The 23,277-nt window shown below is 66.1% G+C and carries 28 protein-coding genes; 4 read left to right on the forward strand and 24 right to left on the reverse strand.

The genetic code is table 11. The annotated features are described in order from the left end of the window. Nucleotides 1-8: 8 nt before the first annotated feature. The 7 genes from flgH to flgB are packed head-to-tail and all read right to left on the reverse strand — an operon-like array spanning nt 9 to nt 4,915. Entirely contained in the window at nt 9-671 is a 663-nt protein-coding gene (flgH, locus tag IB274_RS12870) for a flagellar basal body L-ring protein FlgH (protein WP_138213236.1), read from the reverse strand. Nucleotides 672-673: 2 nt separating this feature from the next. Then, entirely contained in the window at nt 674-1,459 is a 786-nt protein-coding gene (gene flgG, locus IB274_RS12875; RefSeq protein ID WP_192432347.1) for a flagellar basal-body rod protein FlgG, read from the reverse strand. A gap of 27 nt (nt 1,460-1,486) precedes the next feature. Then, a complete protein-coding gene (locus tag IB274_RS12880) occupies nt 1,487-2,215 on the reverse strand; it encodes a flagellar basal body rod protein FlgF (protein ID WP_192432348.1) in 729 nt (242 codons plus the stop codon). 9 nt (nt 2,216-2,224) lie between these two features. Continuing rightward, the gene (flgE, locus tag IB274_RS12885) at nt 2,225-3,412 is read right to left on the reverse strand and encodes a flagellar hook protein FlgE (protein ID WP_192432349.1); all 1,188 of its coding nucleotides are present in this window, start codon (nt 3,410-3,412) and stop codon (nt 2,225-2,227) included. A 36-nt stretch (nt 3,413-3,448) separates the two neighbouring features. Next, nucleotides 3,449-4,117: a flagellar hook capping FlgD N-terminal domain-containing protein gene (locus tag IB274_RS12890; protein ID WP_192432350.1), complete on the reverse strand. Its 669-nt coding sequence runs from the start codon at nt 4,115-4,117 to the stop codon at nt 3,449-3,451. After that, complete coding sequence (flgC, locus tag IB274_RS12895) at nt 4,117-4,545, reverse strand: flagellar basal body rod protein FlgC (RefSeq protein ID WP_081518767.1); 429 nt, start codon at nt 4,543-4,545, stop codon at nt 4,117-4,119. Before flgC ends, IB274_RS12890 begins: the two co-directional genes overlap by 1 nt. Before the next feature lie 4 nt (nt 4,546-4,549). Further along, nucleotides 4,550-4,915 carry a flagellar basal body rod protein FlgB gene (gene flgB, locus IB274_RS12900; RefSeq protein WP_081518768.1) on the reverse strand — a complete coding sequence of 122 codons (366 nt, stop codon included), beginning with the start codon at nt 4,913-4,915 and terminating at the stop codon, nt 4,550-4,552. A gap of 86 nt (nt 4,916-5,001) precedes the next feature. Between flgB and flgA the strand changes: the two genes are divergently transcribed. Further along, nucleotides 5,002-5,799, forward strand: coding sequence for a flagellar basal body P-ring formation chaperone FlgA (gene flgA, locus IB274_RS12905; protein ID WP_168190521.1), 798 nt, complete (start codon nt 5,002-5,004; stop codon nt 5,797-5,799). Between the two features lie 58 nt (nt 5,800-5,857). Here the strand turns inward: flgA and IB274_RS12910 are convergent, their stop codons facing one another. From IB274_RS12910 to IB274_RS12940, 7 genes are all read right to left on the reverse strand, one after another. Continuing rightward, nucleotides 5,858-6,919 (reverse strand): ATP-grasp domain-containing protein, encoded by a 1,062-nt coding sequence (locus tag IB274_RS12910; RefSeq protein WP_192432351.1) that lies wholly within the window; start codon nt 6,917-6,919, stop codon nt 5,858-5,860. Nucleotides 6,920-7,106: 187 nt separating this feature from the next. After that, nucleotides 7,107-8,036, reverse strand: a complete 930-nt coding sequence (locus IB274_RS12915; protein WP_192432352.1) for a phosphatidate cytidylyltransferase — start codon at nt 8,034-8,036, stop codon at nt 7,107-7,109. A gap of 1 nt (nt 8,037) precedes the next feature. After that, nucleotides 8,038-8,667 carry a lysophospholipid acyltransferase family protein gene (locus IB274_RS12920; protein WP_192432353.1) on the reverse strand — a complete coding sequence of 210 codons (630 nt, stop codon included), beginning with the start codon at nt 8,665-8,667 and terminating at the stop codon, nt 8,038-8,040. Nucleotides 8,668-8,681: 14 nt separating this feature from the next. Continuing rightward, a complete protein-coding gene (locus tag IB274_RS12925) occupies nt 8,682-9,128 on the reverse strand; it encodes a hypothetical protein (RefSeq protein ID WP_192432354.1) in 447 nt (148 codons plus the stop codon). Continuing rightward, on the reverse strand, nt 9,118-10,458 hold the full coding sequence (locus tag IB274_RS12930) for a phosphatase PAP2/dual specificity phosphatase family protein (protein ID WP_225614854.1): 1,341 nt from the start codon (nt 10,456-10,458) through the stop codon (nt 9,118-9,120). The genes IB274_RS12925 and IB274_RS12930 overlap by 11 nt, the downstream gene beginning before the upstream one ends. A gap of 8 nt (nt 10,459-10,466) precedes the next feature. Next, complete coding sequence (locus tag IB274_RS12935; RefSeq protein WP_192432356.1) at nt 10,467-12,224, reverse strand: bifunctional alpha/beta hydrolase/class I SAM-dependent methyltransferase; 1,758 nt, start codon at nt 12,222-12,224, stop codon at nt 10,467-10,469. A gap of 63 nt (nt 12,225-12,287) precedes the next feature. Then, on the reverse strand, nt 12,288-12,905 hold the full coding sequence (locus IB274_RS12940) for a CDP-alcohol phosphatidyltransferase family protein (protein WP_192432357.1): 618 nt from the start codon (nt 12,903-12,905) through the stop codon (nt 12,288-12,290). A 306-nt stretch (nt 12,906-13,211) separates the two neighbouring features. Between IB274_RS12940 and lafA the strand changes: the two genes are divergently transcribed. The 3 genes from lafA to IB274_RS12955 all read left to right on the forward strand — a co-directional run bounded on the left by lafA (nt 13,212) and on the right by IB274_RS12955 (nt 15,699). Beyond that, nucleotides 13,212-14,093, forward strand: a complete 882-nt coding sequence (lafA, locus tag IB274_RS12945; protein WP_192432358.1) for a lateral flagellin LafA — start codon at nt 13,212-13,214, stop codon at nt 14,091-14,093. Nucleotides 14,094-14,383: 290 nt separating this feature from the next. Continuing rightward, nucleotides 14,384-15,223, forward strand: a complete 840-nt coding sequence (locus IB274_RS12950; protein ID WP_225614840.1) for a winged helix-turn-helix domain-containing protein — start codon at nt 14,384-14,386, stop codon at nt 15,221-15,223. Further along, nucleotides 15,211-15,699, forward strand: coding sequence for a hypothetical protein (locus IB274_RS12955; protein WP_192432360.1), 489 nt, complete (start codon nt 15,211-15,213; stop codon nt 15,697-15,699). Before IB274_RS12950 ends, IB274_RS12955 begins: the two co-directional genes overlap by 13 nt. A gap of 5 nt (nt 15,700-15,704) precedes the next feature. Here IB274_RS12955 and IB274_RS12960 read toward each other — a convergent pair whose 3' ends face one another. The 10 genes from IB274_RS12960 to flgM all read right to left on the reverse strand — a co-directional run bounded on the left by IB274_RS12960 (nt 15,705) and on the right by flgM (nt 23,233). Then, on the reverse strand, nt 15,705-16,751 hold the full coding sequence (locus IB274_RS12960; RefSeq protein ID WP_192432361.1) for an OmpA family protein: 1,047 nt from the start codon (nt 16,749-16,751) through the stop codon (nt 15,705-15,707). Next, entirely contained in the window at nt 16,748-17,620 is an 873-nt protein-coding gene (motA, locus tag IB274_RS12965; RefSeq protein WP_081518779.1) for a flagellar motor stator protein MotA, read from the reverse strand. Before motA ends, IB274_RS12960 begins: the two co-directional genes overlap by 4 nt. 13 nt (nt 17,621-17,633) lie before the next feature. Then, the gene (locus tag IB274_RS12970) at nt 17,634-18,404 is read right to left on the reverse strand and encodes a FliA/WhiG family RNA polymerase sigma factor (protein ID WP_225614841.1); all 771 of its coding nucleotides are present in this window, start codon (nt 18,402-18,404) and stop codon (nt 17,634-17,636) included. A gap of 6 nt (nt 18,405-18,410) precedes the next feature. Further along, on the reverse strand, nt 18,411-18,899 hold the full coding sequence (locus tag IB274_RS12975; RefSeq protein WP_192432362.1) for a flagellar basal body-associated FliL family protein: 489 nt from the start codon (nt 18,897-18,899) through the stop codon (nt 18,411-18,413). A 44-nt stretch (nt 18,900-18,943) separates the two neighbouring features. Beyond that, nucleotides 18,944-20,101, reverse strand: a complete 1,158-nt coding sequence (locus IB274_RS29960) for a flagellar hook-length control protein FliK (RefSeq protein ID WP_192432363.1) — start codon at nt 20,099-20,101, stop codon at nt 18,944-18,946. Between the two features lie 3 nt (nt 20,102-20,104). Beyond that, nucleotides 20,105-20,422, reverse strand: coding sequence for a hypothetical protein (locus IB274_RS12985; RefSeq protein ID WP_192403249.1), 318 nt, complete (start codon nt 20,420-20,422; stop codon nt 20,105-20,107). Continuing rightward, the gene (gene fliS, locus IB274_RS12990) at nt 20,406-20,804 is read right to left on the reverse strand and encodes a flagellar export chaperone FliS (RefSeq protein WP_192432364.1); all 399 of its coding nucleotides are present in this window, start codon (nt 20,802-20,804) and stop codon (nt 20,406-20,408) included. The genes IB274_RS12985 and fliS overlap by 17 nt, the downstream gene beginning before the upstream one ends. After that, the gene (fliD, locus tag IB274_RS12995) at nt 20,801-22,150 is read right to left on the reverse strand and encodes a flagellar filament capping protein FliD (protein ID WP_192432365.1); all 1,350 of its coding nucleotides are present in this window, start codon (nt 22,148-22,150) and stop codon (nt 20,801-20,803) included. The genes fliS and fliD overlap by 4 nt, the downstream gene beginning before the upstream one ends. Nucleotides 22,151-22,511: 361 nt before the next feature. Then, nucleotides 22,512-22,952, reverse strand: a complete 441-nt coding sequence (flgN, locus tag IB274_RS13000) for a flagellar protein FlgN (RefSeq protein WP_192432366.1) — start codon at nt 22,950-22,952, stop codon at nt 22,512-22,514. Continuing rightward, nucleotides 22,949-23,233, reverse strand: coding sequence for a flagellar biosynthesis anti-sigma factor FlgM (gene flgM, locus IB274_RS13005; protein ID WP_192432367.1), 285 nt, complete (start codon nt 23,231-23,233; stop codon nt 22,949-22,951). Before flgM ends, flgN begins: the two co-directional genes overlap by 4 nt. Nucleotides 23,234-23,277 lie beyond the last annotated feature (44 nt).

Below are 23,277 nucleotides of genomic sequence, written 5' to 3' on the forward strand. Positions count from 1 at the left end.
TCGCCTGCTTACATCGGGAACAGCGGATGGGTGAAGAAGCGCGTCAGCCATCCAGCCGAGTTGCTGTCGTTGAGCACGCCGCGCCCGGCATAGGAAATCTTGGCGTTGGCGACGTTCTGCGAGGACACCTGATTGGAGCGGTTGATGTCGTCGATGCGCACGAGGCCGGTAAGGCGGATGAACTCGTCGCCCTGGTTCAGGCGCAGGGATTTCTCGCCCTTCACCAGCAACACGCCGCCGGGCAGCACTTTGTGCACGGTTACCGCGATGGAACCGGAGAGGGTGTTCTGCTGCGAGCTTTTCGCCGAACCGGTGAAGTCGCGGTTGGCCGTGGCGGACGTTTCCAGGCCGCCGTAGTCCTTGGTCAGGATGGTCGGCACCGGCACGTCGAGGCTGGACTGCTTGCCGAAGCTGGTACCCGCGCTCTTGCTCGACTGGGTGGACTCGCTGAGCACCACGGTGACGATGTCGCCGACGCCGATGGCGCGCTTGTCGCGCAACAGCGAGCCGCCGTAGCCGGAGCGGAACAGCCCGCCGCTGGTGGTCGGCGGCTGGCTGTAGTCCAGCTCCGGGGGCTGGTAGGTCGAGGAGTCCTCGTCCGGCAGCATCTCGTCGAAGCTCTGGCAACCGGCGAGCAGCGCCAGGGCGAGCAGCAGGGCAAGGCGCGTCATCGTCAGACCGTCTGGTTGAGGAACTGCTGCATGCCCGACGCGGCGTCGAGCACCTTGGCGTTGGCCTCGTAGGCGCGCTGGATGGCGATCATGTTCACCATCGCCTCCACCACCTGCACGTTGGAGCCTTCCAGCACACCCTGCTTGAGGTTGCCCAGGCCTTCCTCGCCCGGCGTGCCTTCCTGCGGCTCGCCGCTGGCGGCGGTTTCCTTGTAGAGGTTGCCGCCGATTGCTTCCAGGCCCGCCGGGTTGGTGAAGTTGACCAGGGTGATCTGGCCCAGCTCGGTGGGCAGGGTCTCGCCCGGCAGCACGGCGGTGACGATGCCGTCGCTGCCCACGGTGAAGCGGCTGGCGCCGGCCGGCACTTCGATGTTCGGCGTAAGCGGCAGGCCCTGGGCGTTGACCACGATGCCTTCGCTGTTCAGCTGCAGCTGGCCGTTCTCGGTGTAGTAGGTGTCGCCGTTGGGCGCTTCGACCTGGAAGAAGCCGCTGCCGACGATGGCCAGGTCCATGGGCTGGCCGGTGGTCTGCATGCTGCCTTCGGTGAACACCTTCTGCGTGCCGACGACGCGCACGCCGCTGCCCAGCTGGATGCCCGAGGGCACGGTGTTGACCTGGTCAGCCTGGGCGCCGGGCTGCAGTTGCACCTGGTAGAACAGGTCCTCGAACACCGCGCGGTCGCTCTTGAAGCCGACGGTGTTCACGTTGGCCAGGTTGTTGGCCACGGTGGACATCGCGGTGTCCTGGGCTGCCAGGCCAGTCTTGCTGACCCAAAGTGCCGAACTCATGTTGTGCTCCTGTCTGCGCGCCGCGCGTTAGCCGCCGCGGATCATGCGGTCGCCGGCCTCGGCAAGGTCCGAGGCGGCCTTCATCATCTTCACCTGGGCCTCGAACCGACGGTTCAGGCTCATGGTTCCCACCAACTGGTCGATGGCCGAGACGTTGCTCTGCTCCAGGTGCCCGGAGAGCAGTCGCACGTCTTCGCTGGCGGCGACGTTCTGGCCGTCCTTGCTCACCAGCAGGCCCTGGGCGTTCTTCACCAGGGAGGCAGCCGGGGCGTCCACCAGCTTGAGGCGGTCGACGTCGGTCATCATGAAGTCGCCCCGCGGCATCACCGAGATGGTGCCGTCGCTGCCGATGGCGATGGCGTCGTATTCGGGCAGGGTGATCGGGCCACCTTCGCCGAGCACGGCACGGCCGTTGATCATCAACTGGCGGTCGGCGTCGATCTCGAGATTGCCCTGGCGCGTGTACGCCTCGCCGTTGCCGCTCTGCACGGCGAGCAGCCCATTGCCCTGGATGGCGACGTCGAGGTCGCGCCCGGTGGCCATCAGGGTGCCAGCGCTCATGTCCACGCCGCTGCTCTCGATGCGCGCGAGGTGGCGGCTGTCATAGCCGGCGCCACTCACATCGACGGCGGTGGCGTGCTCCAGGTCGGCGCGAAAGCCAGGGGTGTTGACGTTGGCGAGGTTGTTCGCGCGCACGTCCAGCGCCGCCATGCTGCGGCTGGCGGCGGTCATTGCAGTGTAGCCGAGGCGATCCATGAGGTGTCCTTAGATGGCCGAGAACAGGACCTGGGTGAGTTCCTTGTCGGTGGTCATCACCTTGGTGTTCGCCTGGTAGTTGCGCTGGCCTTCCATGAGGCCCACCAGCTGCTGGGTGATGTCGACGTTGGAACCTTCCAGGTTGCCGGCCGAGAGCGAGCCGAACTGGCCGATGCCGGGCACGCCGATCAGCGGGGCGCCGGACGCGGAAGTCTCGGTCCAGGCGGTGCCGCTCTGGTTCTGCAGGCCGCCGCTGTTGATGAAGTTCGCCAGGGCGACCTGGCCCTGCAGCATGCGCTGACCGTTGCTGTAGTTGACGTAGACCTTGCCGTCGTTCTCCACCGCGATGCCGGTCTGCTCGCCGGCGGCGTAGCCGGTGGTGCGGTTGGTGGTGACGACGAAGTCCGAGCCGTACTGGCTGGTGCCGGTGTAGTCCAGGGCGATGTTCATCGGATCGACGCCCGGCAGGGTGAAGCTCACCGGCACGGAAGCGATCGGCGAGGAAAGCGAGCCGTCCGGGGCGAAGGTCAGCGACTGGGTGGCACCGACGGCATTGCCGTCCACCGCGTAGTGCGCGTCCCAGGTGTTGGTGCCGGTCAGCACGAAGTACTGGGTCAGGGTGTGTTCCTTGCCCTGAGAGTCGTAGATCTTGCTGGTGTAGGTGGAGTTGTAGGTCTCCACCTTCTGCGGGTCGAACGGCGAGACGGTCGGCGCGGTCTCGTTGGAGTCGAGGTTGGCGACGAACTCCAGCTTGTCGGTGGCCTTGGCCGGCAGGTTGGCGGTCTTCACCTGAAGGTCGGAAACGGTACCCACCAGCAGGTTACCGGCGGCATCGGTCGGGTAACCCTGCAGGCGCTGGCCGGTGGCGTTGATCAGGTAGTTGGCGTTGTCCTGGCCGAACACACCTGCGCGGGTGTACTGGGTGTCGCCGTTGCCGCTCTTGACCACGAAGAAGCCGCCGCCGGAGATCGCGAGGTCCAGGGCGCGGTTGGTGGACACCAGCGAACCGCCCTGGCTGATGCTCTGGGTGGTGCCGGCGACTTCCACGCCCATGCCCTTGCTGTCGGCGTAGACGCTGCTGAACTCGGTGCGCGAGGACTTGAAGCCGACGGTGCCGGAGTTGGCGATGTTGTTGCTGATGGTGTCCAGCTGCTGGGTGACGGCGTTCAGGCCGGTCAGGGCGATGTTGAAGCTCATGGCGTTATCTCATCCTAAGAGGGGGGAAGCAGGCGCTCAGGCGGCCTGGCCCTGACTGAATTCGACGATCTTGTAGAAGGGCACCGAGCCTGCACCCTCGACTTCCAGCACCGGGCCATCGGCGCTGACGCGGACGTTGCGTACCAGGCCTGAAACCTCGATGCCCGGCGTCTCGCCGCTCTCGGTCTTGACCGCCAGGCTGTACTTGCCGGGCTTCAGGCCAAGCGCCTGCGGGTCCACGCTGAAGGGCACGGCACCGGCTTCCTGCGGGCCGAGGGTGATGTCGGTGCGCACGCCGTTGGCATCGGTGAGCTGCAGCACGGTGGTGGCAGAGGCGTGCTCCAGGGTGATCTGCCCGCTGACTTTGTCGCCGTCCAGCTGCAGGCTGTCGGCGCTGACCTTCACTTCCTGGCCGACGAGACCTGCGGCAGTGAGGGTCTGCAGGTTGTCCATCAGCACCAGGTTGTTCTGCTGCAGGGTGGTCATGTTCTGCATGCTCTTCACCTGCGCCATGGCCGAGTACTGGTTGATGAACTCGGTGCTGTCCACCGGCTTGGTCGGATCCTGGTATTGCACCTGGGCGACCAGCAGGGTGATGAAGCTGTTCTCCATGTCGGTCATCTCGCCGAGGTTCACCGCCTGCTTGGGCGTGTCGGTCGAGGTGCCGCTGGTAGTGGTGCTGGTGTCGTTATTGACCGTGCTCATCAGGCGTCTCCCAGTTTCAGCAGGCTGGACTGCATGCTCTTCACCCGGTTGAGCACTTCCACGCCGGTCTCGAAGCTGCGGGTGGCGGACATCATGTCGGTCATCTCTTCGATCTCGTTGACGTCGGGGTAGTAGACGTAGCCGGTGGCGTCGGCCAGCGGGCTGCCCGGCTCGTAGCGGCGCTGCGGCGAGCGGCCGGAAGTCACCACGTCGAGCACCTGCACATGGGCGCCGCCCATGCCGGCGCCACGGGTGAGCTGGTCGTTCTCGTAGACGGCGGCGAACATCGGCTTGCGCGCCTGGTACACGGCGTCCGGGCTGTTGGCCGCGGAGTCGGCGTTGGCCAGGTTGCTCGCCACGGTGTTCAGGCGCACGGTCTGCGCGTTCATCGACGAGCCGGCGATGCGGTAGATGGAATCGAATGCCATGGCGTCAGCGTCCTTCGATGGCCTGCTTGAGGCCGCGGAATTTCATGGTCAGGAAGGTCAGGCTGGTCTGGAAATCCATCGCGTTGCGCGAGAACTCCGCCTGCTCGGTGGACAGCTCCACGCTGTTGCCGTCCTGGGAAGGCTGGTTGGGGATGCGGTACTTCAGGTCAGGGCGCGCGGCGCTGGTGCTCGCTAGCAGCACGCTGGAGCTGTCCTGGCGCTGCATCTCGGCGGCGAAGTCGATGTCCCGCGCCTTGAAGCCGGGGGTGTCTTCGTTGGCCAGGTTGGAGGCCAGGATTTCGCTGCGCTGCATGTGCAGCGAGAGGGCTCTCTCGTGGATACCCAGGGTCTCGTCAAACCGTATACTCATTCGCGCAACCCGCTCTCGTCGTTCGGCCATCTTTCGGTGTGCGCAGCGACAGAGCACAAAGCATGCCCACCCCGGAATATCGCTTCATGTCGTTGATTTACAAGGCTTTACGCGCGACGCGAAACAGCGCGTGCAACGCGGCTTTTCCGCTTTCGACGCGCCGCGCGGCGGGATGCGGAAAGGCTCTTTCCGCCTGCTTCCTCCTGCTGCTTCCCGCCCTGGCACAAGCCCAGGATGCGCGCGCGCAACTCGACGCTGCCGCGCAGCAGCAGGTCGCTGCCGAGCTGAAGGAAGCCGCGCGCAAGGCCGGCTGGAAAGGCATGACTTTCACCGTGAACAACAACCTGCCCAACAGCCTGGGCAAGCTCGCCGCCTGCCCCGGCGGCCCGCAGCTGCGTGCGCTCGAAGCGCCGGCCGCGGTCAGCGCGCGACGGCGTTTCGAAGCCTCCTGCAAAGGGCAGTCCGGCTGGCCGGTGACCTTCATCAGCCAGCCCACGGTGTACCTGCCGACCGTGGTCGCCAGCGGCGAGATCGCGCGCGGCCAGACGCTGGACGCGGCGCAACTCAAGCTCGCGCCGGTGGAGCTCGGCAAGAGCTCGCGGGGTTACTTCACCGATATCGCCGAGGTGGCCGGCAAGACGGCCCGCCGCCGCATTCGCGCCGACCAGCCGCTGACGCCGGCACTGCTCGATGGAGCAATGCTGGTGCGGCGCGGCCAGCAGGTGAAGATCGTCGCCAGCCAGGACGGCATCCAGGCCAGCGCCGTCGGCGAGGCGCTGGCCAACGGCAAGCAGGACGAAGTGATCCGCGTGAAGAACCTGCGCAGCCAGAAGATCATCGAGGCGAAGGTGACGGCGTCAGGCGAGGTGAGCAGCATCTTCTGATGCTGCACCCGCTCACTGCCTACCCCCCCTGCAGGACGGTCGCGGTCACGGTCCGTTCCTACAGTGATGCGCTGCGGTCACCGCGGCCCAGCGAGCCCGGCAGCGCGACGATGGCTTCGGGCGCAGCAGCCGGCGCGGCAAACGTGGTCACCTCCACCAGCCGCCGCGCGTGGATGCTCGGCGCCGGCAGCACCGGCGCATCCAGCGGCGCCTCGCGGAAGCAGCGCAGGTGGTTGGCGACCATGTCGTAGCCGGACAGGTGGCTGAAGGCGATCCCGCCGGAGAAGCGCGGGTTGACGTCCATCAGCAGCGCCTCGCCGTCCTGCACCAGGAACTCCATATTGATGCAGCCGTTCACGTCCAGCACGCGGGCGACCTGTCCGGCCATCTCGACCAGTTGCGGATCGGCCAGCATGCGCACGGTCAGGCCCGCGCCAGTCGGCGTGCGCACCAGTTCCTGGCGCGCCATGGCCGCCCAGTCGCCGCTGCTCCGCTGGCGTACCACGTCCACCACGCAGACCTCACCCGGCAGCAGTGGCTGCACGATGTAGTCGCGGTCCGAGAAACGCTTGCGCACGTAGTGCAGGAAATCCGCGTCGCGCACCTGCATCAGCCCTTCGCAGTTACGCCCGTCGCGCGGCTTGGCGATCAGCGGCAGGTCCAGCCCCGGTACGGGCAGGTCTTCCAGGCGCCAGGTGGGAATGGTGCGGATCAGCGCATCGTTGCGGAAGGCCTGGTGCACCAGCCACTTGTCGCGGGCGACGCGAATGGTCTCCAGGGGCTGCATGCACAGCGTGATGCCGCGTTCGGCGAACGCCTCGTGGTGCAGCGCAAAGGCATCGACCTCGGGGTCGATCAGCGGCACCACATGGGTCACCTGCTCGGATTCGCAGATCCTGAGGATGCGCTCCACATACTCGGTAACATTTCTCGCCGCCGGAACCCGATGGAAGGTATCCAGCAAAGCGGAGGTGGCGCACCAGTTGCGGGGTTGGGTATTGGTCCCCACCACCCGCGCGCCCCAGTGCTCGCGCAGCGATGAGATCACCGATTCGGCGGAGTAGGAGCCGATGGCGGTGACCAGGCAGGTAAACCGGAAACCACCCGCCGGGCCGTTCAAGATGCAGCCCCGCCGGTGATTTGCGGAAAGAGAGTGCTCATTGCTTCATGGCCCCGTGAAGATTCGACTGCTTACGCCCAAACACTCCGTTGCCGTACGACATTCCCGAAGGAATAGAGCAAGCGTAGCCGCGAACCGGCGCTCCGGAGTGGTTACCCCGGAGCGCCTGGGGGATTTCCGACGGGGGTCAGGTCCACCAGTAGCGGACGAAATGGAAGAACACCGGCGCGGCGAAACACACCGAGTCCAGGCGGTCGAGCATGCCGCCGTGGCCTTCGATCATGTGGCCCCAGTCCTTCACCCCACGGTCGCGCTTGATCGCCGACATCACCAGCCCGCCGAAGAAACCGAGGATGTTGATCATCAGGGCGATCAGCAGCGCCTGCCAGAAATTGAAGGGCGTGATCCACCACAGTGCGCCGCCGATCAGCGTGGCCAGCGTGACGCCGCCGATGAAGCCTTCCAGGGTCTTGGACGGCGACAGGTTCGGCGCGATCTTGCGCTTGCCCATGAGCTTGCCGCAGACGTACTGCAACACGTCGGACAGCTGCACGACGATGACCAGGAAGGCGATCAGCAGCAGGTTGCGCCCTTCGTAGCCGGCGATCTCCAGGGTCAGCAGCGCCGGCACGTAGGAGATGCAGAACACCGCCAGCATCAGCGCCCACTGCACCTTCGAGGCGCGCTCGAGGAAGTGCTTGGAGTCACCGCCCAGCGAGGCGAGGATCGGCAGCAGCAGGAACACATAGACCGGGATGAAGATGGAGAACAGCCCGTACCAGCCGATGCCGATCAGCAGGTACTGCATCGGCAGCACGAAGTAGAACGCCGCCACCAGCGCCGGATAGTCGCTGCGCCGGGTCGGCATCAGGGTGAGGAATTCGCGCAGGGCGTAGAACGACACCCCGTAGAACAGCAGGATCACCGCCCAGTGGCCGAGGGCGAAGGCGCAGCCGATCACCGCGACCATCACCCACCAGGCGTTGATCCGCGCGTTGAGGTTGTCGATCACCGCGTGCGGTCCGGGCGGCGCTTTCCAGCGCAGCACCGCGCCGACCAGCGAGGCGAGGACGAGGATGGCGCCGATGCCACCGAAGAGCAGCCAGGTCTGGTTCATTTCAGCGACCCTCCGGTGCGGCGAGCTTGAGCAACGCCTCGCGGGCGCGTTCGAGGAAAGCTTCCTTGGCCTCGCCCTCCTCCACCACCAGCGGTGCGCCAAAGCTCAGGGTGCACAACAGCGGCAAGGGCAGCGCGCGGCCCTTGGGCATCACGCGGTTGAGGTTGTCCAGCCACACGGGCACCAGTTCCACCTGCGGATGGGCCTTGGACAGGTGGTAGATGCCGCTCTTGAAGGGCAGCAGGCGTACTTCCTCATCGAGGTTGCGCGTGCCTTCGGGGAAGAGGATCAGCGAATCGCCGTCGGCCAGGGCGCGCTCCACCGGTTCCAGCGGGTTGCCGCCCTCGGCGCCGCGCGTGCGGTCGATCAACACGCCATGGAACACGCGGTTGATGATGAAGCCACGCAGGCCGCCCTTGCCCCAGTAGTCCATACCGGCGACAGGTCGCGTACGGGACCGCAGCTCCGGCGGGAGCGAGGCCCAGAGCAGGACGAAATCGCCATGGCTGCTGTGGTTGGCATAGTAGATGCGCTGCGCCGGGATCGGCGTGGTGCCGATCCACAGGCTGCGCAGGCCGGTCACCGCACGGGCGCCGGCGATGATGGCGTAGGCGCAGAGTCGTTCCAGCATTGCGGGTGGATTCCTCAGGATTGAAAGGTCAGGGTGATCAGGCACAGCAGCGCGACGAGCCATTGCACCGCGCAGAGCTGCACCTGCCGGCGCAGCAGGACGAGTGCGCCACGGCTGCGCTCGCTCCAGGGGCGGCCGGCCTTGTCCGCCGGCACTCCGGCGTAGGTCGCCAGGGCATCGTCCAGTTGCCGGGTTTTCTCCGGCAGCGCCTCTCCGGCATTGGCCATGGCTTCGAACAGGTCCGCGTCCAGCGCCACGCGCATGGCATAGAACTTCTGCACCAGCCCGAGCAGGACCAGCAATGCCATGCTCAGGCTGAACGCCAGGGTGGCGCTGGCCATCAGCACGCCGTAGAAACCCAGGGCCAGCGCCAGCACGGTAAGCGCCGAGGACAGGCCATTGAGACTGCTGCCACGGCGCAGCAGGCTGGCCACCAGGATCAGCGCGGGATCAACCGACATGACTCACCTCCTGTGACAGGTTCGGCTGGCCGGCGATCTGCGCCAGCACGACCAGTTGTTCGGCCTTGAGCACCACCTGTGGACGCGCGTGGCGAACCTGCGCCAGCGCATCCTCGAGCGTGGCTGCACGGCCGGATATCAGCAGCCACGCCGCTACTATCGTGGCGCTGCGCGAGTAGCCCAGTGCACAGCACACCAGCACAGAGCCTTCGGCGTGCAGTCGCTGGATCAGCTCCGCGCCTTGCCGGCACTGCTCGACATTCGGCGCTACCAGGTCGAGCAGCGGAAGGCACTCGTAACGACGGGCCTGCGCGGTGCAGGGCAGCTCGGCGCACAGGTCGAGTATCGACAGGCTCGGCAGATACCGGGGCTGGTACCAGTCCGGCAGGCGCCCGAGCCAGAGGCCCGGTAGCACTTCGTCCGGCTGCGGATGGCGCCGCGTCCACCAGCGCGCATTGAGCCACGCGCCAAGCCAATAAGGCGCCAGCAGCCAGGAGACCGCCACCGAATGGCGGCCGTCCGGGCGCTTCTGGAAGCCCACCGTGCCGATCCCCAGGTAACACAGCGCGACCAGCACCAGGGAGACCGCCGGCCAGCACAGCCAGAGCCACAGGCCGCCCCCGGCCAGCGCCAACACCAGGCAGAGCAGCGCCCCGCCGGCGTAGAGTGCCGCCAGCCGACGCCGTTGCGGATCACCACTGAGGCTCCACGCCCGCAGCGGCGAGCGCACCTCCCGGGGCCACAACCAGACGCAGAAGAAGCCCAGCAGCGCACCGGTCGGCACATCGATGAAATGGTGTTGCCAAGTGGTCAGCACCGACAGGCCGATCAGCGCGAACCAGCCGTGTAGCAGCCAGCGCCATGCGCCGCTGGCGTAGCGACCGTAGGCAACCCAGAGGATCACCAGCAGGGCGATGTGCAGCGAGGGCGCCTGGTTGAACGGCTTGTCGAAGCCCATCAGCAGGTCGAACAGCACACCGAAGTAGCCGTCCAGCATGGGCCGCTCGAAGCTGAAACGCAGCGGGAACAGCAGGAAGCAGGCCACCGCCACGACCTGCGCGGTGAGCAGGCGCAGGGCGTGGCAATCCAGCCCGCGCCGGGTCCGCGGCAGCAGGAAGGACAGCCCGTAGAGCAGGTCGATGGACCAGTACGGAATGATCGTCCAGGGCCACAGCGGCGTACCGCGCTCCCAGTCGAACACCAGGACTCCGACCGACTCGCGCTGCCCCGCCACCCAGTTGGCGAAGCCATAGCTGAGGAAGAAGAACGGCCCGAGGAACAGCAGCCAGATCACCGCACGCCGCAGGACTCCGGGATCACGCGCCGGCATCGACGCCATCAGCTGCGCTCCCGGCGGGCCAGGGAGACGGTGAAGATGCCGTCCTCATCGATGCGCTGGGCCAGCTTGCGGAACCCGGCGGCGGCCACCAGCTGATCCATCTCCAGTTGCGTGCGGCGGCGCATCACCCAGGCCTGGCCGGCACGGTGACTGGTCAGCGCACGGGCGATGAGCTCCAGTTGCGGGTGCCAGGGCTGGCCGGTGTAGATCAGGTAGCCGCCCTCTTCCACCGCCTCGCCCAGGCCGGCCAGCGAACCGCTGACCATGGCGTTGTCGGCAAACAGCTCATAGAGGCCGGAGACCACCGCCAGTGTCGGCTTCGGCTCGACGGCGGCGAGGTCGGCGCTGTCGAAGGCATCGCCCTGCACGAAGCGGGCGCGCTCCGTCAGGCCCAGACGCTCGATCAGCGCCGAGCCCTCGCGCACGTTCAGATCGCTGTAGTCGCGCAGCAGCACGCTCTCGGGCAGCGTCTCGAGGCCTTGCAGCGCCTCAAGAATGTAGCGCCCGTGGCCGGCGGCGATGTCGAGGATGCGCACCTCGCGGCCCTGCTCGCGCAGGCTGGCCATGGCCAGGCGCAGCAGTTCCTCGATGTTCACCTTGCGCTGGCGGATGCCGCGCCAGCCGGCAGACTCCAGGTAGGTGCGGTCGATCATGCGGCCCACCGGCCCCGCGCCAGCGGGATGATTGCGGTAGACGTAATCCAGGGTGCTGCCGGAATCGAAGCCGGTCTGGAAGCCGAGGTTGATACCGTCGGACAGCAGCCGGCCGAGGCGCATGTTGGCGCGGGTCGCACGCCAGTAGAGATCGCGGATCGACCAGGCCGGCAGCGGCGTCGCCAGAGCTTCCGCCTCGGCGCAGGTGTAGCCGAAGCGGTCGGCGCCACGCAGGTCGGCGAGTTCGGGCTGGCGGGCGAAGCACTCGAGGATGAAGCGCCGCGCGCGCGTGGTCGCCTGCCCGCGGTTCAGCTCACCGAGGGTGTCGTGGAAGAAGCCGGGCAGGATGTGCAGCTCCTTGCGCGCCGTGCCGAGGTTGTCGAAGAAGCGCTGCTGCGGTTTGCGGTGAACCACGAAGTCGGAACCGGAGATCAGCAGTTGCGTCGGCACCTGGATCGCCTGGGCGTCGGCCACCACGCGGTCGGCCGCCTCGTACAAGCCCAACAACACGTTCACCGAGATGGCCTTGGCGATCAGCGGGTCGCTGTCATAGGAGGCGATGCGCTCGGGGTCGTGGGTGAGGAATTTCGCCTTCACGTAGCTGTTGACGAAGAAGTTGCCGCGCCACCAGCGCGCCAGCTTCAGGCCCGGCCGGGCGAAAGGTACGTAGAGCTTGACCTTGAAGGCCGGCGAGGCGAGCACCAGGCTGCGGATCGGCGGCGCATAATCGTGCACCCAGGTGGAGGCGACCACCGCACCGACGCTCTGCGCCACCACGGCCATATCGCTGATGGCGATGCCATAGGTGGAGGCGATGTGCTCGACGAAGGTCTGCACGTCGCGCACGCTGGTGCCGAAGCTCGGGCTGTCGCCGCGTGCGCCGGGCGACTGGCCGTGGCCGCGGGCATCCCAGGCGAAGACGTCGAAGCCGGGCAGGTCGAGTTCGTCGGCCAGGTGGCCGATGCGCCCGGAATGCTCGTGGCCGCGATGGAAGAGCAACACCGCGCGGCGCGGCTCGTCGCTGCCGGCGGCGGCCGGCCAGTGGCGGTAGAACAGCTCGACGCCGTCATGGGTAACGAAGTGATGATTCGAAGACTCGCGCATAACTTCCTCTGTTCGATGGCTTGCGGGACTGTCCGGTCCCCGTCCTGAGATGGCGGCCCTGGCTCAGGCCTGTGGTTGTTTCTGCTCGGCCAGCCCCTGGCGCACCCGGTTGAAGATAGTCAGCACCAGCAGCAGTGCCAGCAGCACCAGCAGTGGATTCAGCCAGGCCAGCGGCAGTTGCCCAGCCGCCACGGCCGCGCCGAAAACGCCGAAGCACAGTGCGCGGTCGCTCTTGCCCATGGGCCCGTCGTATCGCCTGGAGGCACCTACCATCACACCGAGCACGCCGGCGTATTCGCTGATCACCGCCAGCAGGACCACCAGCACCACCAGCGCCGGGCTCACGCCCGGCAGCAGGGCGAACGGCAGGTAGAGCGCGCTGTCGGCTATGACATCGGTGAGTTCGTTGAGGTAGGCGCCCAGCTTCGACTGCTGGCCGAACTCGCGGGCGAGCATGCCGTCCATGGCGTTGAGTGCCATGCGCAGGAACATCCACAAGGGGATCAGCAGGAATATCCAGGCGTGGCCGGCCAGCAGCGCGACCGTGAGCGCCACCAGCAGCGAAAGGCCGCAGGCGGCCAGCGTCACCTGGTTGGCAGTGACGCCGCGCTCGTACAGGCAGGTAACCATGGGGCGGAGCAGGTTCTGGAAACGGGACTTGAGCTGGTAGACGGAGATCATGAGGTTCCTTTCTCACAGTTCGCAACGAGGGATTCGGTCGAACGATCCACAACCTTGTGGACCCGGGGAGCTTAGCCGCACCCCGGCCCCTGGGCTGTCAGATACGTCTCAACAACATAGATGACCGCTCCTGAGCAAAAGGACACATGCGTTAGACCGGCGATGCCCGCGCGGCGCCGGCCGGTATCGCCGGAATCCCCGCGCCAATTTTTTTTCATCCACCCTTAATCCTTCCCCGCGAGCTGTCGCCTTACCCCTTCAGCAGGCACAACGCCGGCTTCATTCAGCTCATACAGGAAGTCCACCATGGCCTTGTCGATTCAAACCAACTACTCCTCCCTGATCACCCAGACCAACCTGGGCAAGACCAACAGCCTGCTGGCCACCAACCAGCAGCGCCTGGGCACCGGCCTGCGCATCAACTCCGCCGCCGACGACGCCGCCGGCCTGCAGATCGCCACCCGCCTGAATGCCCAATCGCGCGGCATGGACGTGGCAATGCGCAACACCAGCGACGCCATCTCCCTGATGCAGACCGCCGACGGCGCCTTCAGCGAACTGACCGATATCACCCAGCGCATGAAGGACCTGGCCACCCAGGCTGCCAACGGCACCAACTCCACCGACGACGGCAAAGCCCTGTCGGCCGAGTTCAACGAGCTGGGCAAGGAGCTGACCAACATCATCTCCAACACCAAGTTCGCCGGTGACGCGCTGTTCGGCGTCGATGGCGCCAGCGGCAAGTTCGGCACCACTGGTGGCGTGACCTTCCAGATCGGTTCGGACAAGGCCGAGACCCTGAACGTCGACGTAGCTACCCAGCTCAAGGCCGTCACCGACGCCTTCGGTACCCTGACCAAGCAGTTCGCCGCTACCCCGGCGGCCGGCACCGAGCTGGAAACCATCACCGACGCCAACACCGCCATCGATAACGCCAGCTCCGCGCTGGACGCCATCGGCAGCCTGCGCGCGCAGTTCGGTGCGAACATCAACCGCCTGCAGCACACCTCCAACAACCTGGCCAACATGAAGGACAACACCGACCTGTCCAAAGGCCGCATCATGGACGCCGACTTCGCCGTCGAAAGCGCCAACATGAGCAAGAACTCCATGCTGATGCAGTCCGGCATCTCCATGCTCAAGCAAGCTGGCCAGATGCCCAGCATGATCATGGGCCTGCTGGGCTAAGCCCCGGCCAGCGCGAGGTGCCCCCCCTCGCGCGCCCTGATCCGCCAACGCCCCGCCTCGACGGGGCGTTGTGCTGTCTGCGGGTACGCTGACCGATGGCGTTGCGACCACCGGTCGCGGCGCAGCCCCTCTGCATCAGCGGTTTCAAGGCTTGCGTGAAAATTGCAAGCACGATTGTGCAAAATTCAGAACTTGCACCCACATTTTTCTGACGTCAAAATAATGCCTCTGCCTCCATGGACAAATGGAGTTTCCCCGCGACCGTCAAGGGAGCGGCTCGCAAGGGCAAGATGAACACACTCACTTCCACGCCAGCGGACAGTCGGCCGATCGCCTGCCTGACCCTCCGCACCGGGCGCTCCGATTGCGTCGCGCAGTTCTATCCCGCGCTCTATCAACTCGACCTCGACCGTGATGGCCAGGTGGAGCGTATCGACCTGGGTTTTTCCGGTAGCCGCGTGCTCGAACGCCTGCTGCAGAGCCCGGGTGACGTGGTGGCGCGCGATGAGTTGCTGACCCATGCGTGGTCCGACCGGGTGGTCGGCCAGGGCAGCCTGAACCAGCAGATCTACACCCTGCGCCAGGTGCTGGCGGACGAGAAGCAGCGACAGATCATCCAGACGCTGCCGCGCCGCGGCTACATGTTCAATCCGCAGTACCTGGTCGGCCAGGCCAGCGAACTGGACGCGGAAGTCACCGACGCTACCCCGGAAGTCATTCCGCTGGAGGAGATCGTTGCCGCTCCCGGGTTGCGACCGCCGAATCTGCGGCGCCTGAAACTCGCCGCCGCCAGCCTCTGCATCCTCGGCCTGCTGGTCCTCTCCGGCGCCTTCTACTACACCCAGGTCCGCAGCCCGGTCCTCACCGCCGAACAGAACCTCGGCTCCCTGCAGATCACCTACGTCGAAGACAACGATCAGGACCTGCAACGGCTGATCAGCAGCACTCGCCCCCTGGCTCGCCAGCTGGCCGACCTGGCCAGCCGCCCCATCGGCCTCATGCTGCACATGACCTCGGGCTTCTACGAACTGGTCTGCGTGCAACCCGAAGGCAACTCCAACTGGCTGCTGATCCACGAGAGCCAGGTCGCCCGGATTCCCCAGGAGCAGCTGCGCAAGTGCCTGAACTGAACCTACGCCGCCAGGCCGGCGTGGCGCGCCGCTGTCTGGTGATCTCGCTGTTCGGAGTCGTCTGCCTGGCGCTGGCGTTGGGCATGCTGTGGAAGCACGCCCACAACACCTCGGCCATCGACGGCCGCTACGCCTCTTCCGGACAGGTGCTGCTGGGCAACGGCAAGGTGTTGGAGATCGCCCAGACCACCATGTTCCACGAAGGGCGCTTCTACTCGATGATCCAGCAGGACGCCAACATCCTCGAAGTCTCCGGCCTGGTCGGCAGCGACCTGGGCGGGCGCTTCCAGCTGCAGGTGGAGGACAACAGCATCAGCAACCTGCAGGCCGACAGCGGCCTGGACAGCGAGCTGATCTTCAACCTGCTCTACGGTCGCCAGCGCGGCGCGCGCATCACCCTCGAACCCCTGGGCGGCTGCCTCTACGGCGTGGAGACGCGCCAGGTGTTCTGCCCGCGCCATCTGCGTAATCGCTGAGCAGCTCACAGCTTCAACGTTGGCTCCGCCGCGTCGGCGGGAGCCGTCGTTTCGAGCGCCGCTGAAGCCGGCGCCTTTACCTCCGTCCCCCGCGGCTGCGGCTGCGGCTGCGGCTCGATGAGCTTCGCTCCCGACGCCGAGTAGTGCACCTGGGCATAGCTCTCGCCGAAGATTTCCCGGTACAGGCTCTCCGCGCGCTGGGTCAGCAGGAGGATTTCGATGCGTCGGTTGGCGCCGCTCTCCGGGTCCTCCGGGCGCAGCGGCATGACGTCGGCCTGGGCCGCCACCTGCAACACATGCGCGGCAGGCAGGCCACTGTCGACCATCACGTTGCGCGCGCGCAGGGCGCGGTCGCCGGAGAGGTTCCAGTTGTTGTAGCCATCCGGCCGGCGGTACTGCACGGCATCGGTGTGACCGCTGAGGATCAGCTTGTTCTGAACCTTGGCCAGCACGCCGGACAGCGCGCCGAGCAGGGTCTGGAAGTGCGGATCGAGGGTTGCCTGGCCACGGGCGAACATGAAGCGCTGCTGGTCGTCCTTGATCAGGATGCGCAGCCCTTGCGGCACCACCGTCACCTCAATATTGGCCAGCGCGTCGACCTTGCCGGACACCTCGCGGATCAGCTCGGCCAGCTCGCGCAGGTCCTCGTTGCTGTCGTACTGACGACCATCGCCGTCCTGCTGCACGCTGGAGTCCTTCGCCTGGTCGCCGGCCTTGCCCTGCTTGCCGGCATCCAACGCGAGCTGCGGCGCGGGCTTCTCCGGGGTCTTGATCGGCTGCGGCATGCCGTCCAGCTCGATGGGCGTGCGGCTGGCGCCATCGAACACGCCGGCGCCGCCATCGACCACCGGGTTGGCATCCTGGTCGCCCACCGCCACCGGCTGCGGCTCGGTTTGCGGATGGACGATCCACAGCACCATGAACAGCGCCATCATCGCCAGGGTGAAGTCGGCGAACGCTACTTTCCAGGCACCGCCGTGTTCATCATCGTGACCCTTCTTGCTGCGGCGCTTGATGATGACTTCGCTGTGCTTGTCGGCACGTTTCTTCATGCTGCGTCCCGCTCTTCCTCATAGCGGGTGACCCAGGTCTCCAGCTGCTTGAAGGCCGGTTTCACGTCCTGCTCGATCAGCTTGCGCCCGGCGTCCACCGCCAGCAGCGTGGGCTTGCCGGCAACGTGGGCAACCAGCGTGGTACGCACGCACTCCAGCGCCGACAGCTCGGTCTTCACACGCTGCGACATGGCGTTGGACAGCGGGTCCATCAGGCAATAGCAGACGAAGATGCCGAAGAAGGTGCCCACCAGTGCAGCGGCCACGTGGGCGCCGATCTCGGCTACCGAGCCGCCGATGTTGCCCATGGTGATGATGATGCCGAGGATCGCCGCGAGAATGCCAAAGCCCGGCATCGCCTCGCCGACCTTGTGCAGCGACTTGGACGGCTGCAGCAGGGCGTGCTCCATGGCGTCCAGTTCCTGTTCAAGGAAGCCCTCCAGCTCGTGGGCGCTGATCTTGCCCATGGCCATCAGGCGGAAGTTGTCAGCGATGAACGCCATCAGGTTCTTTTCCTGGAGGATCAACGGGTACCGGGCGAACAGGTCGCTCTGGTCCGGCTCCTCGATATGCGCGTCGAGCACCTTCAAGCCGCCGACGTCGACCATTTCCAGCAGCTCGTAGAGAAGCATCAGCAACTGGCGCTGGAACTCTTCGCCACGGCGCTTGAAGACGAACACGCCCTTGATCTGCGAGCACATCTCAAGCAGCACTTCGCGCGGGTTGGCGACGACCAGGGTGCCCAGGCCCGCGCCGAGGATGATGAGCATCTCCGCCGGCTGCCAGAGTGCACGCATGTCGCCATGGGCCATGGCGTAGCCGCCGAGCACGGCGGCGATGATGATCAGGGCGCCGATGATTTTCTGCATGGTTGTGGATTCTTCAGAGAGGGTCGGGGTCGTTGAGGAAACGGCTGCACTTGCCGATCGCCTGCTTCATCAGCTGGCAGATGCGCGCATCGGTCAGCTCCAGCACCAGGGCGATTTCCTTGAGGTTCAGCTCGTGCTGGTAATACAGGTTGAGGATCAACCGCTCGCGCTCGTTGAGGCGCTCCAGTGCCTGGGCCAGCAGGCGTTCCTTGAGCACGCGCTCTTCCAGCGCATCGCCGCTGCCCTGCACGCCGTCGTGGCCGTTCTGCAGCAGCGCATCGAAGCTCTCGATGGCCTCGGAGGATTCGGCGCGCAGATAGTCCTGGTAGCCGGCTTCGTCGAGGCCGGTGGCGGCGAGCACTTCCTCGTCGCTGGGCACCCGGCCGAGCTGGCGGGCCAGGGAGCGGATCGCATCGCGTACCTTGTGCGCCTGCTGCCGCACCTGGCGCGGACGCCAGTCCTGCCGGCGCAGTTCGTCGAGGATGGCCCCGCGAATGCGCAACGCGGCGAAGCGGCCGAACTGCTCATCCGGCTCGCCATAGCGGCGCAGCCCTTCGAGCAGGCCCATCAGGCCAATCTGCTCCATGTCCTCGCGGTCCAGCACCTGGTTGGCCTGCAGCGACAGCTGGCTGACGATGCGCCGCACCAGCGGCAGGTACTGCATCATCCAGCGCTGCTCGGCCGCCGGCGACAAGCACGCGTGGCCGCCGTTGGGGCTGTCGTAGCCAGCCAGGCCAGCGGAGCCACTGGCATAGCTGAGGGCGGGATCGCGAAGGGCGTGCATGGCGGCTTATTGAACAATCATCTTGCTGAGCATCACGTGCTCGAAAGGCACCACCACCTTGCGTGCAGCGAAGTCATCGATCACCGCCTTTTCCAGGCGCGCCTGCACGTCGCCGATGGGCATTGCGCGCAGCACCTCGAACTTCTCCGGGGTCAGGTTGGCGACCACCGAGCTACGTACCATCGGCGCGACGCTCTCGAGCTTCTTGCGCTCCTGCTCGGCCTTGGCCTGCAGCACCAGGTCGATCACGAAGTAGTGCTCACGGTCTTCGCCACGGGAGCTGACGATGATCTTCTCCACCGGCACGAAGAGGTATTCGGCGCTCTCCTGCTCTTCTTCTTCCTTGGTGTCTTCCTTGCCGCCCTCCTGGTCGGAGACAACGGCGGCCGGGGCGAGGCTGGCGGACTTGATCATCTTGTAGTTGACGAACACGCCACCCAGCACGACGGCGATATTCACGATGAGCATCAGTAGAACGAGACGCGGCGTGGACATGGGGTTTCTCGAAAAATCCTGTGGGGGTGAGGGCCGCTGGCGGCCTACACGGTAATCAGTACGTCGCTCTCGCCTCGCGGCGCGGAACGTTCGCGCGCCTGCGCATCGCGTGGGTTGGCGGTGACCGCAAGCTGTTCCTCGGCCAGGCGCTGGCGGTGCTGCTGACCCTGCTGACCGGACTGCGAATCGGACGAGACCTGCACGTTGACCTGCAGGAAGTTCTGCCCGACCAGTTCCTGGCGCAGGCGCTCGCTGGTGTTCTGCAGCATGCGCACCACGTCGCCATTGGACGCGGAGATCTGCACGTTGAGCTGGCCGGCCTCGTGGCGTACGAGGATCTCCATGGCGCCCAGCTCCGGCGGATCGAGGCGGATCGTGGCGTTCTGCACGCGCTGGCCGAGTTGCAGCTCGACGTTGTCGCGCAGCGCGCTGACCATCTGCTCGCCCCAATGCGCCTCGTTGTTGCCCTTGAGGTGCAGCGGCCTGTCGGACAGCGTCGAGGCCGGTGACCCGGCGGCGGGCTGCGTATGGCCGTCGGTTGCCGGCACGCGCGGGTCGAGTGCAGCGCTCGGCAGCGCTGGGACACTGGAATCCGATGCCGGTGTGGCAGCGACCAGGTGCTGCTGCAGCAACGTCTGCGCCTGGCTCTGGGTCGCCTCGCGGGTTGTCGGCGCGGCGGCCTTGGCCGGTTCCTCGGAGAGATCGGCGGGAGGCAGCAATACATCCTCCGGCTTCACGGCGGCAGGCGCGGGCTGTGCAGAAGAATCGCCCGCCTGGGTGGCGAAGCCGGAAACACGCGAGCTGGTCTGCTCGGGCGCATTGTCCCGCGCCTGCACCACCAGGCCGGCCTGGCTGAGCATGCCGGCGAGCCAGTTCTCCGCCCCGGAGGGCGAAGCCTCGTCGGCCTGCTGGCCCTGCGTATCGTGATCGCGGGCTTGCGTGGGCAGCGCCTCCGGCTTTACCGGGACTGCGGCACCGGGCTGCGGCGGCTGCTCGACCTGCGCGGTGTCAAACTGTGTGAGGAAGGACTGCACGGTGATGGTTCGTTCGCCTGCATCCGACTGCGCCAGCTGTTGCACGCGGAAGCCGGAAGCACTGACGGTGCCAGTGTCATTTCGGCGCGAGTCCTGCGGGCGCGCCTCGGCCACCGCAGGCGTATCGCGCTCGGCGGCCGGCAGGGATTGGGTCGGTAGCTGGATCACGGTCTATCGACCCTCCTGGTACGTATCCACCTGCATGTACGCCGAGCGGCCCTCGGCGTATTCCAGGTGCGAGAGCAGGAGCCGGCGCAGGCGCTCGCACTCCTCGGCGCAGGCCTGCGACGCTTGCTCATGCAGGCGCTTCAGGTGCTTCCTGGCCAGCAGCACATCGGCGGCCAATCCGGTCTGCGACGACATCGCCACCAGTTGCGCGCGGATTGCCAGGTCGACCTGCCCCATGGCTTTCCAGTCCTTGCGCTGCAGCGCCCCGCCGAGCCGTTCATACAGCTGCAGCAGGCGCTGGCGATCATCCACGTGCGGCACTCACGCCCTCCCAGCCTTCACGCAGGATGCCCAGCAGGCGCACCACTTCGTCGATGCCGGCGACATCCAGCGACACGCTGACGTCGGAGAGGCGGTAGATGCAGTAGTCGTAAAGACGTGCCAGGCCCTGCACGGTCTCGCCGCCGTTCTCGTAGTCGAGCGCGCCGTTGAGGCCGTTGAGGATGTTCAGGCACTTCTCCAGGGAGCGGCCCTTCTGCTGGTAGCGCTTGTGCTCGATGTGCCCGCGGGCGCGGGCCAGTTCGTCGAGCAGGCCGTCGAACAGCACCAGCACCAGCTCATAGGGCGAAGACGATGCGGCCTTGGACTCCAGGTCGATCATCCGATAACTGTCGTAGCTTTCGTTCATGCCGTAGGCGGTCATCCGAACATCCCGCTGGTCTGGTCCATCGACTGCATGATCTGCATCATCGAGGTGTATTGCTTGAGGTAGCGCGCGTAGTAGGTGTCGTACTGTTTCTGCAGGTTGTCGTAGTCATCGTCGACGCGGCGCAGGCTGTTGTTCAGGGCGTCCTTGCGGTTCTTCATGACGCCATTGGTGCTGTTGGTGTAGACGGCGACGCCCTTGTCCAGGCTGTCGAGCAGGTTGCCCTTGCCCATGAACAGCTTGTCCAGGGACTCGGGGTCACTGGCGATGGCCTTCTCGAACCGGGTGGCGTCGAGGGTCAGCTTGCCGCTGCGGTCGGCGCTGATACCCAGGTTGATCAGGTTGGCGCCGCCAAAGGTGGTGCGGACCATCTGGTTCAGCGAATTCTCGATGGCGCGCACGCTGGAGTCGCCCGCCAGGGCGCCACGGGAGTTGCCGTTCTGGTCGCCGGCGGCGGTCAGACTGTCGATGGTGCTGGCCAGCGCGTTGAACGCGTCGATGAAGGTCTGCACCTTCTTCTTGGTTTCGCTCTGGTCCTGCGCGACGGTCAGGCGGATGGCCTGCTCACCGGACTTCTGCGTCTGGGTGAAGGTGGCGCTGACGCCGTCGATGATGTTGTCGAAGGTGTTGCTGGCGTTGGTCAGCAGCATGCCGTTCTCGCCGCCAAGGCGGACGCGGGCGTCCTGCGCCCTGGACAGTTCCTGCGGATTACCGATGGTGTTCTCGAAAGCGCTGTTGGCGCTGTCGGTGCCGCTCAGCGACAGGCTGATGGCGTTGTCCGCGCCGGACTTCTCCGCCCCCAGCACCAGCGACACCTGGCCGTTGCTGCGTACCAGGGTGGCCTTCACGCCGGTGTTGTCGGTGGCCTTGTTGATCGCTGCGGCCAGCTCGTCCAGCGAGTTGCTGCCATCGCCGTCTGTGTCGATCTTGCTCAGGTCGATATCGAAGGACTTGCCATTCTGGGTCAGGGTCAGGGTGCCCTGGGTGTCGACATCGCCAGCCTGAAGGCCGGAGAGGGACAGCTGATGGCTGGTGGCGAGCTGCTCGACGAAGAAGTCATAGCTGCCGGGCACGGCGTTCTTGTCGACCTTGGCGGTCAGGTAGCCGTCCTTGCTGGTGGTGGCGCTGTTGACCAGCATGCTGGTCTTGCTGCCGGTCACGCCCTGCAGGCTCTTCACCGCCGAGGAGAAGGTCTTGAGTGCCGACTCCAGGGAGGTCACGGCGGTCAGCTGGGACTGGTACGAGGACTTGTTGCGGTCCGCCTTGCTCAGGCCGTTCTGCACTTCGTACGTGGCCAGCTGCTGGGCCATGCTTTTGACGTAATCGGAATCTATGGTCGCCATCTGAATCCACCTCTTTGGGTCGGAAGAGCAATTACGGTGCCAACGCCGGAAGGCCCGCCATATGGGGCTTTCGGGCTGACCGGGGAGAAGCGTCACTTCCGCCCGGCGTGTTTTGGCGCGCAGCGGGAAGCGGCATTTCCGCCTGCCGGGCGCGCACCTTGATGAAGACAAAAGGCGACCGTGGGGAGGGATTCGTTAAGGGGTTTTGGCGGGGTGTTTTGCGGGTGACGGGGGAGTTGGGTGCCGTGCGGTTCGCGAGCAAGCTCGCTCCTACAAGGAAATGCCGGCGCGCTCTCCGTAGGACCGAGGGGGACGCCCAGTCCTTGCTGGCGAATAGAGCCCGTGAAGGACGAGCGCGGGATCAGTACAGCTGGCGCGAATACACCGGCTGTTCGCGCGGATCGCCCATCAGTTGGCTGAGGATGTCGTGGTGCATCGCCAGCAGCTTGCCGTTGCGCTCGTTGAGACGCTTGCACTGGGCGGTGAGCTGGCCCAGTTGCAGCCACTCCTGCTGCAATTCCTCGCGGCGCGGCGGCTTGTAGTTGGACAGCAGCGTGCGCATGCCGTCGGCGTCCATCGGCAGGTGAAAGGCGCGCAGCACACGGCTGCGGCGCTGGGCGCGGCCGGCGACGGATTCGAGCAGTGCCTGGATGTCCGGGTTCAGCGCCTCGATCTGCGCGCTGTCCCGCGCCAGCAGGTGGCGATACAGCTCCTGCAGGCGGTCGCGCAGCGTCAGGCAATCGCGACCATCCTGCTGGATGTCCTGCTCGATCACCTGCAGCAGCCGCGCGCGCTGGGTCATGCGTCGCTGCCGCGATGGTAAGAGAGGATGCTGGTGGCGAGCACGCTGGTGTCGTTCTGCAGCTCGCCATTCATCAGCGCGCGGCGGATTTCCGCGACGCGGTCCTGGTCCACGTCGGGCATGGCGCGCAGGGTTTCCTGCATCTCGTCCAGGCGCAGCGAGTCGCTGACCGGCGCGCTGGCGCTGGTCTCCGCCACCGGCGCGACGCGCTCGCTGCGCGCACTCTTGGCGGACTCGCTGGTGGCCAGCGCGATGCTGGGCAGTTGCCGGGTGATTTCCATGGTCGGTATCCGAATATTTTTTGGGGCTTTCCCTGAGAGGGCGA

The sequence above is a fragment of the Pseudomonas sp. PDM18 genome (assembly GCF_014852585.1).
GTDB lineage: Bacteria > Pseudomonadota > Gammaproteobacteria > Pseudomonadales > Pseudomonadaceae > Pseudomonas.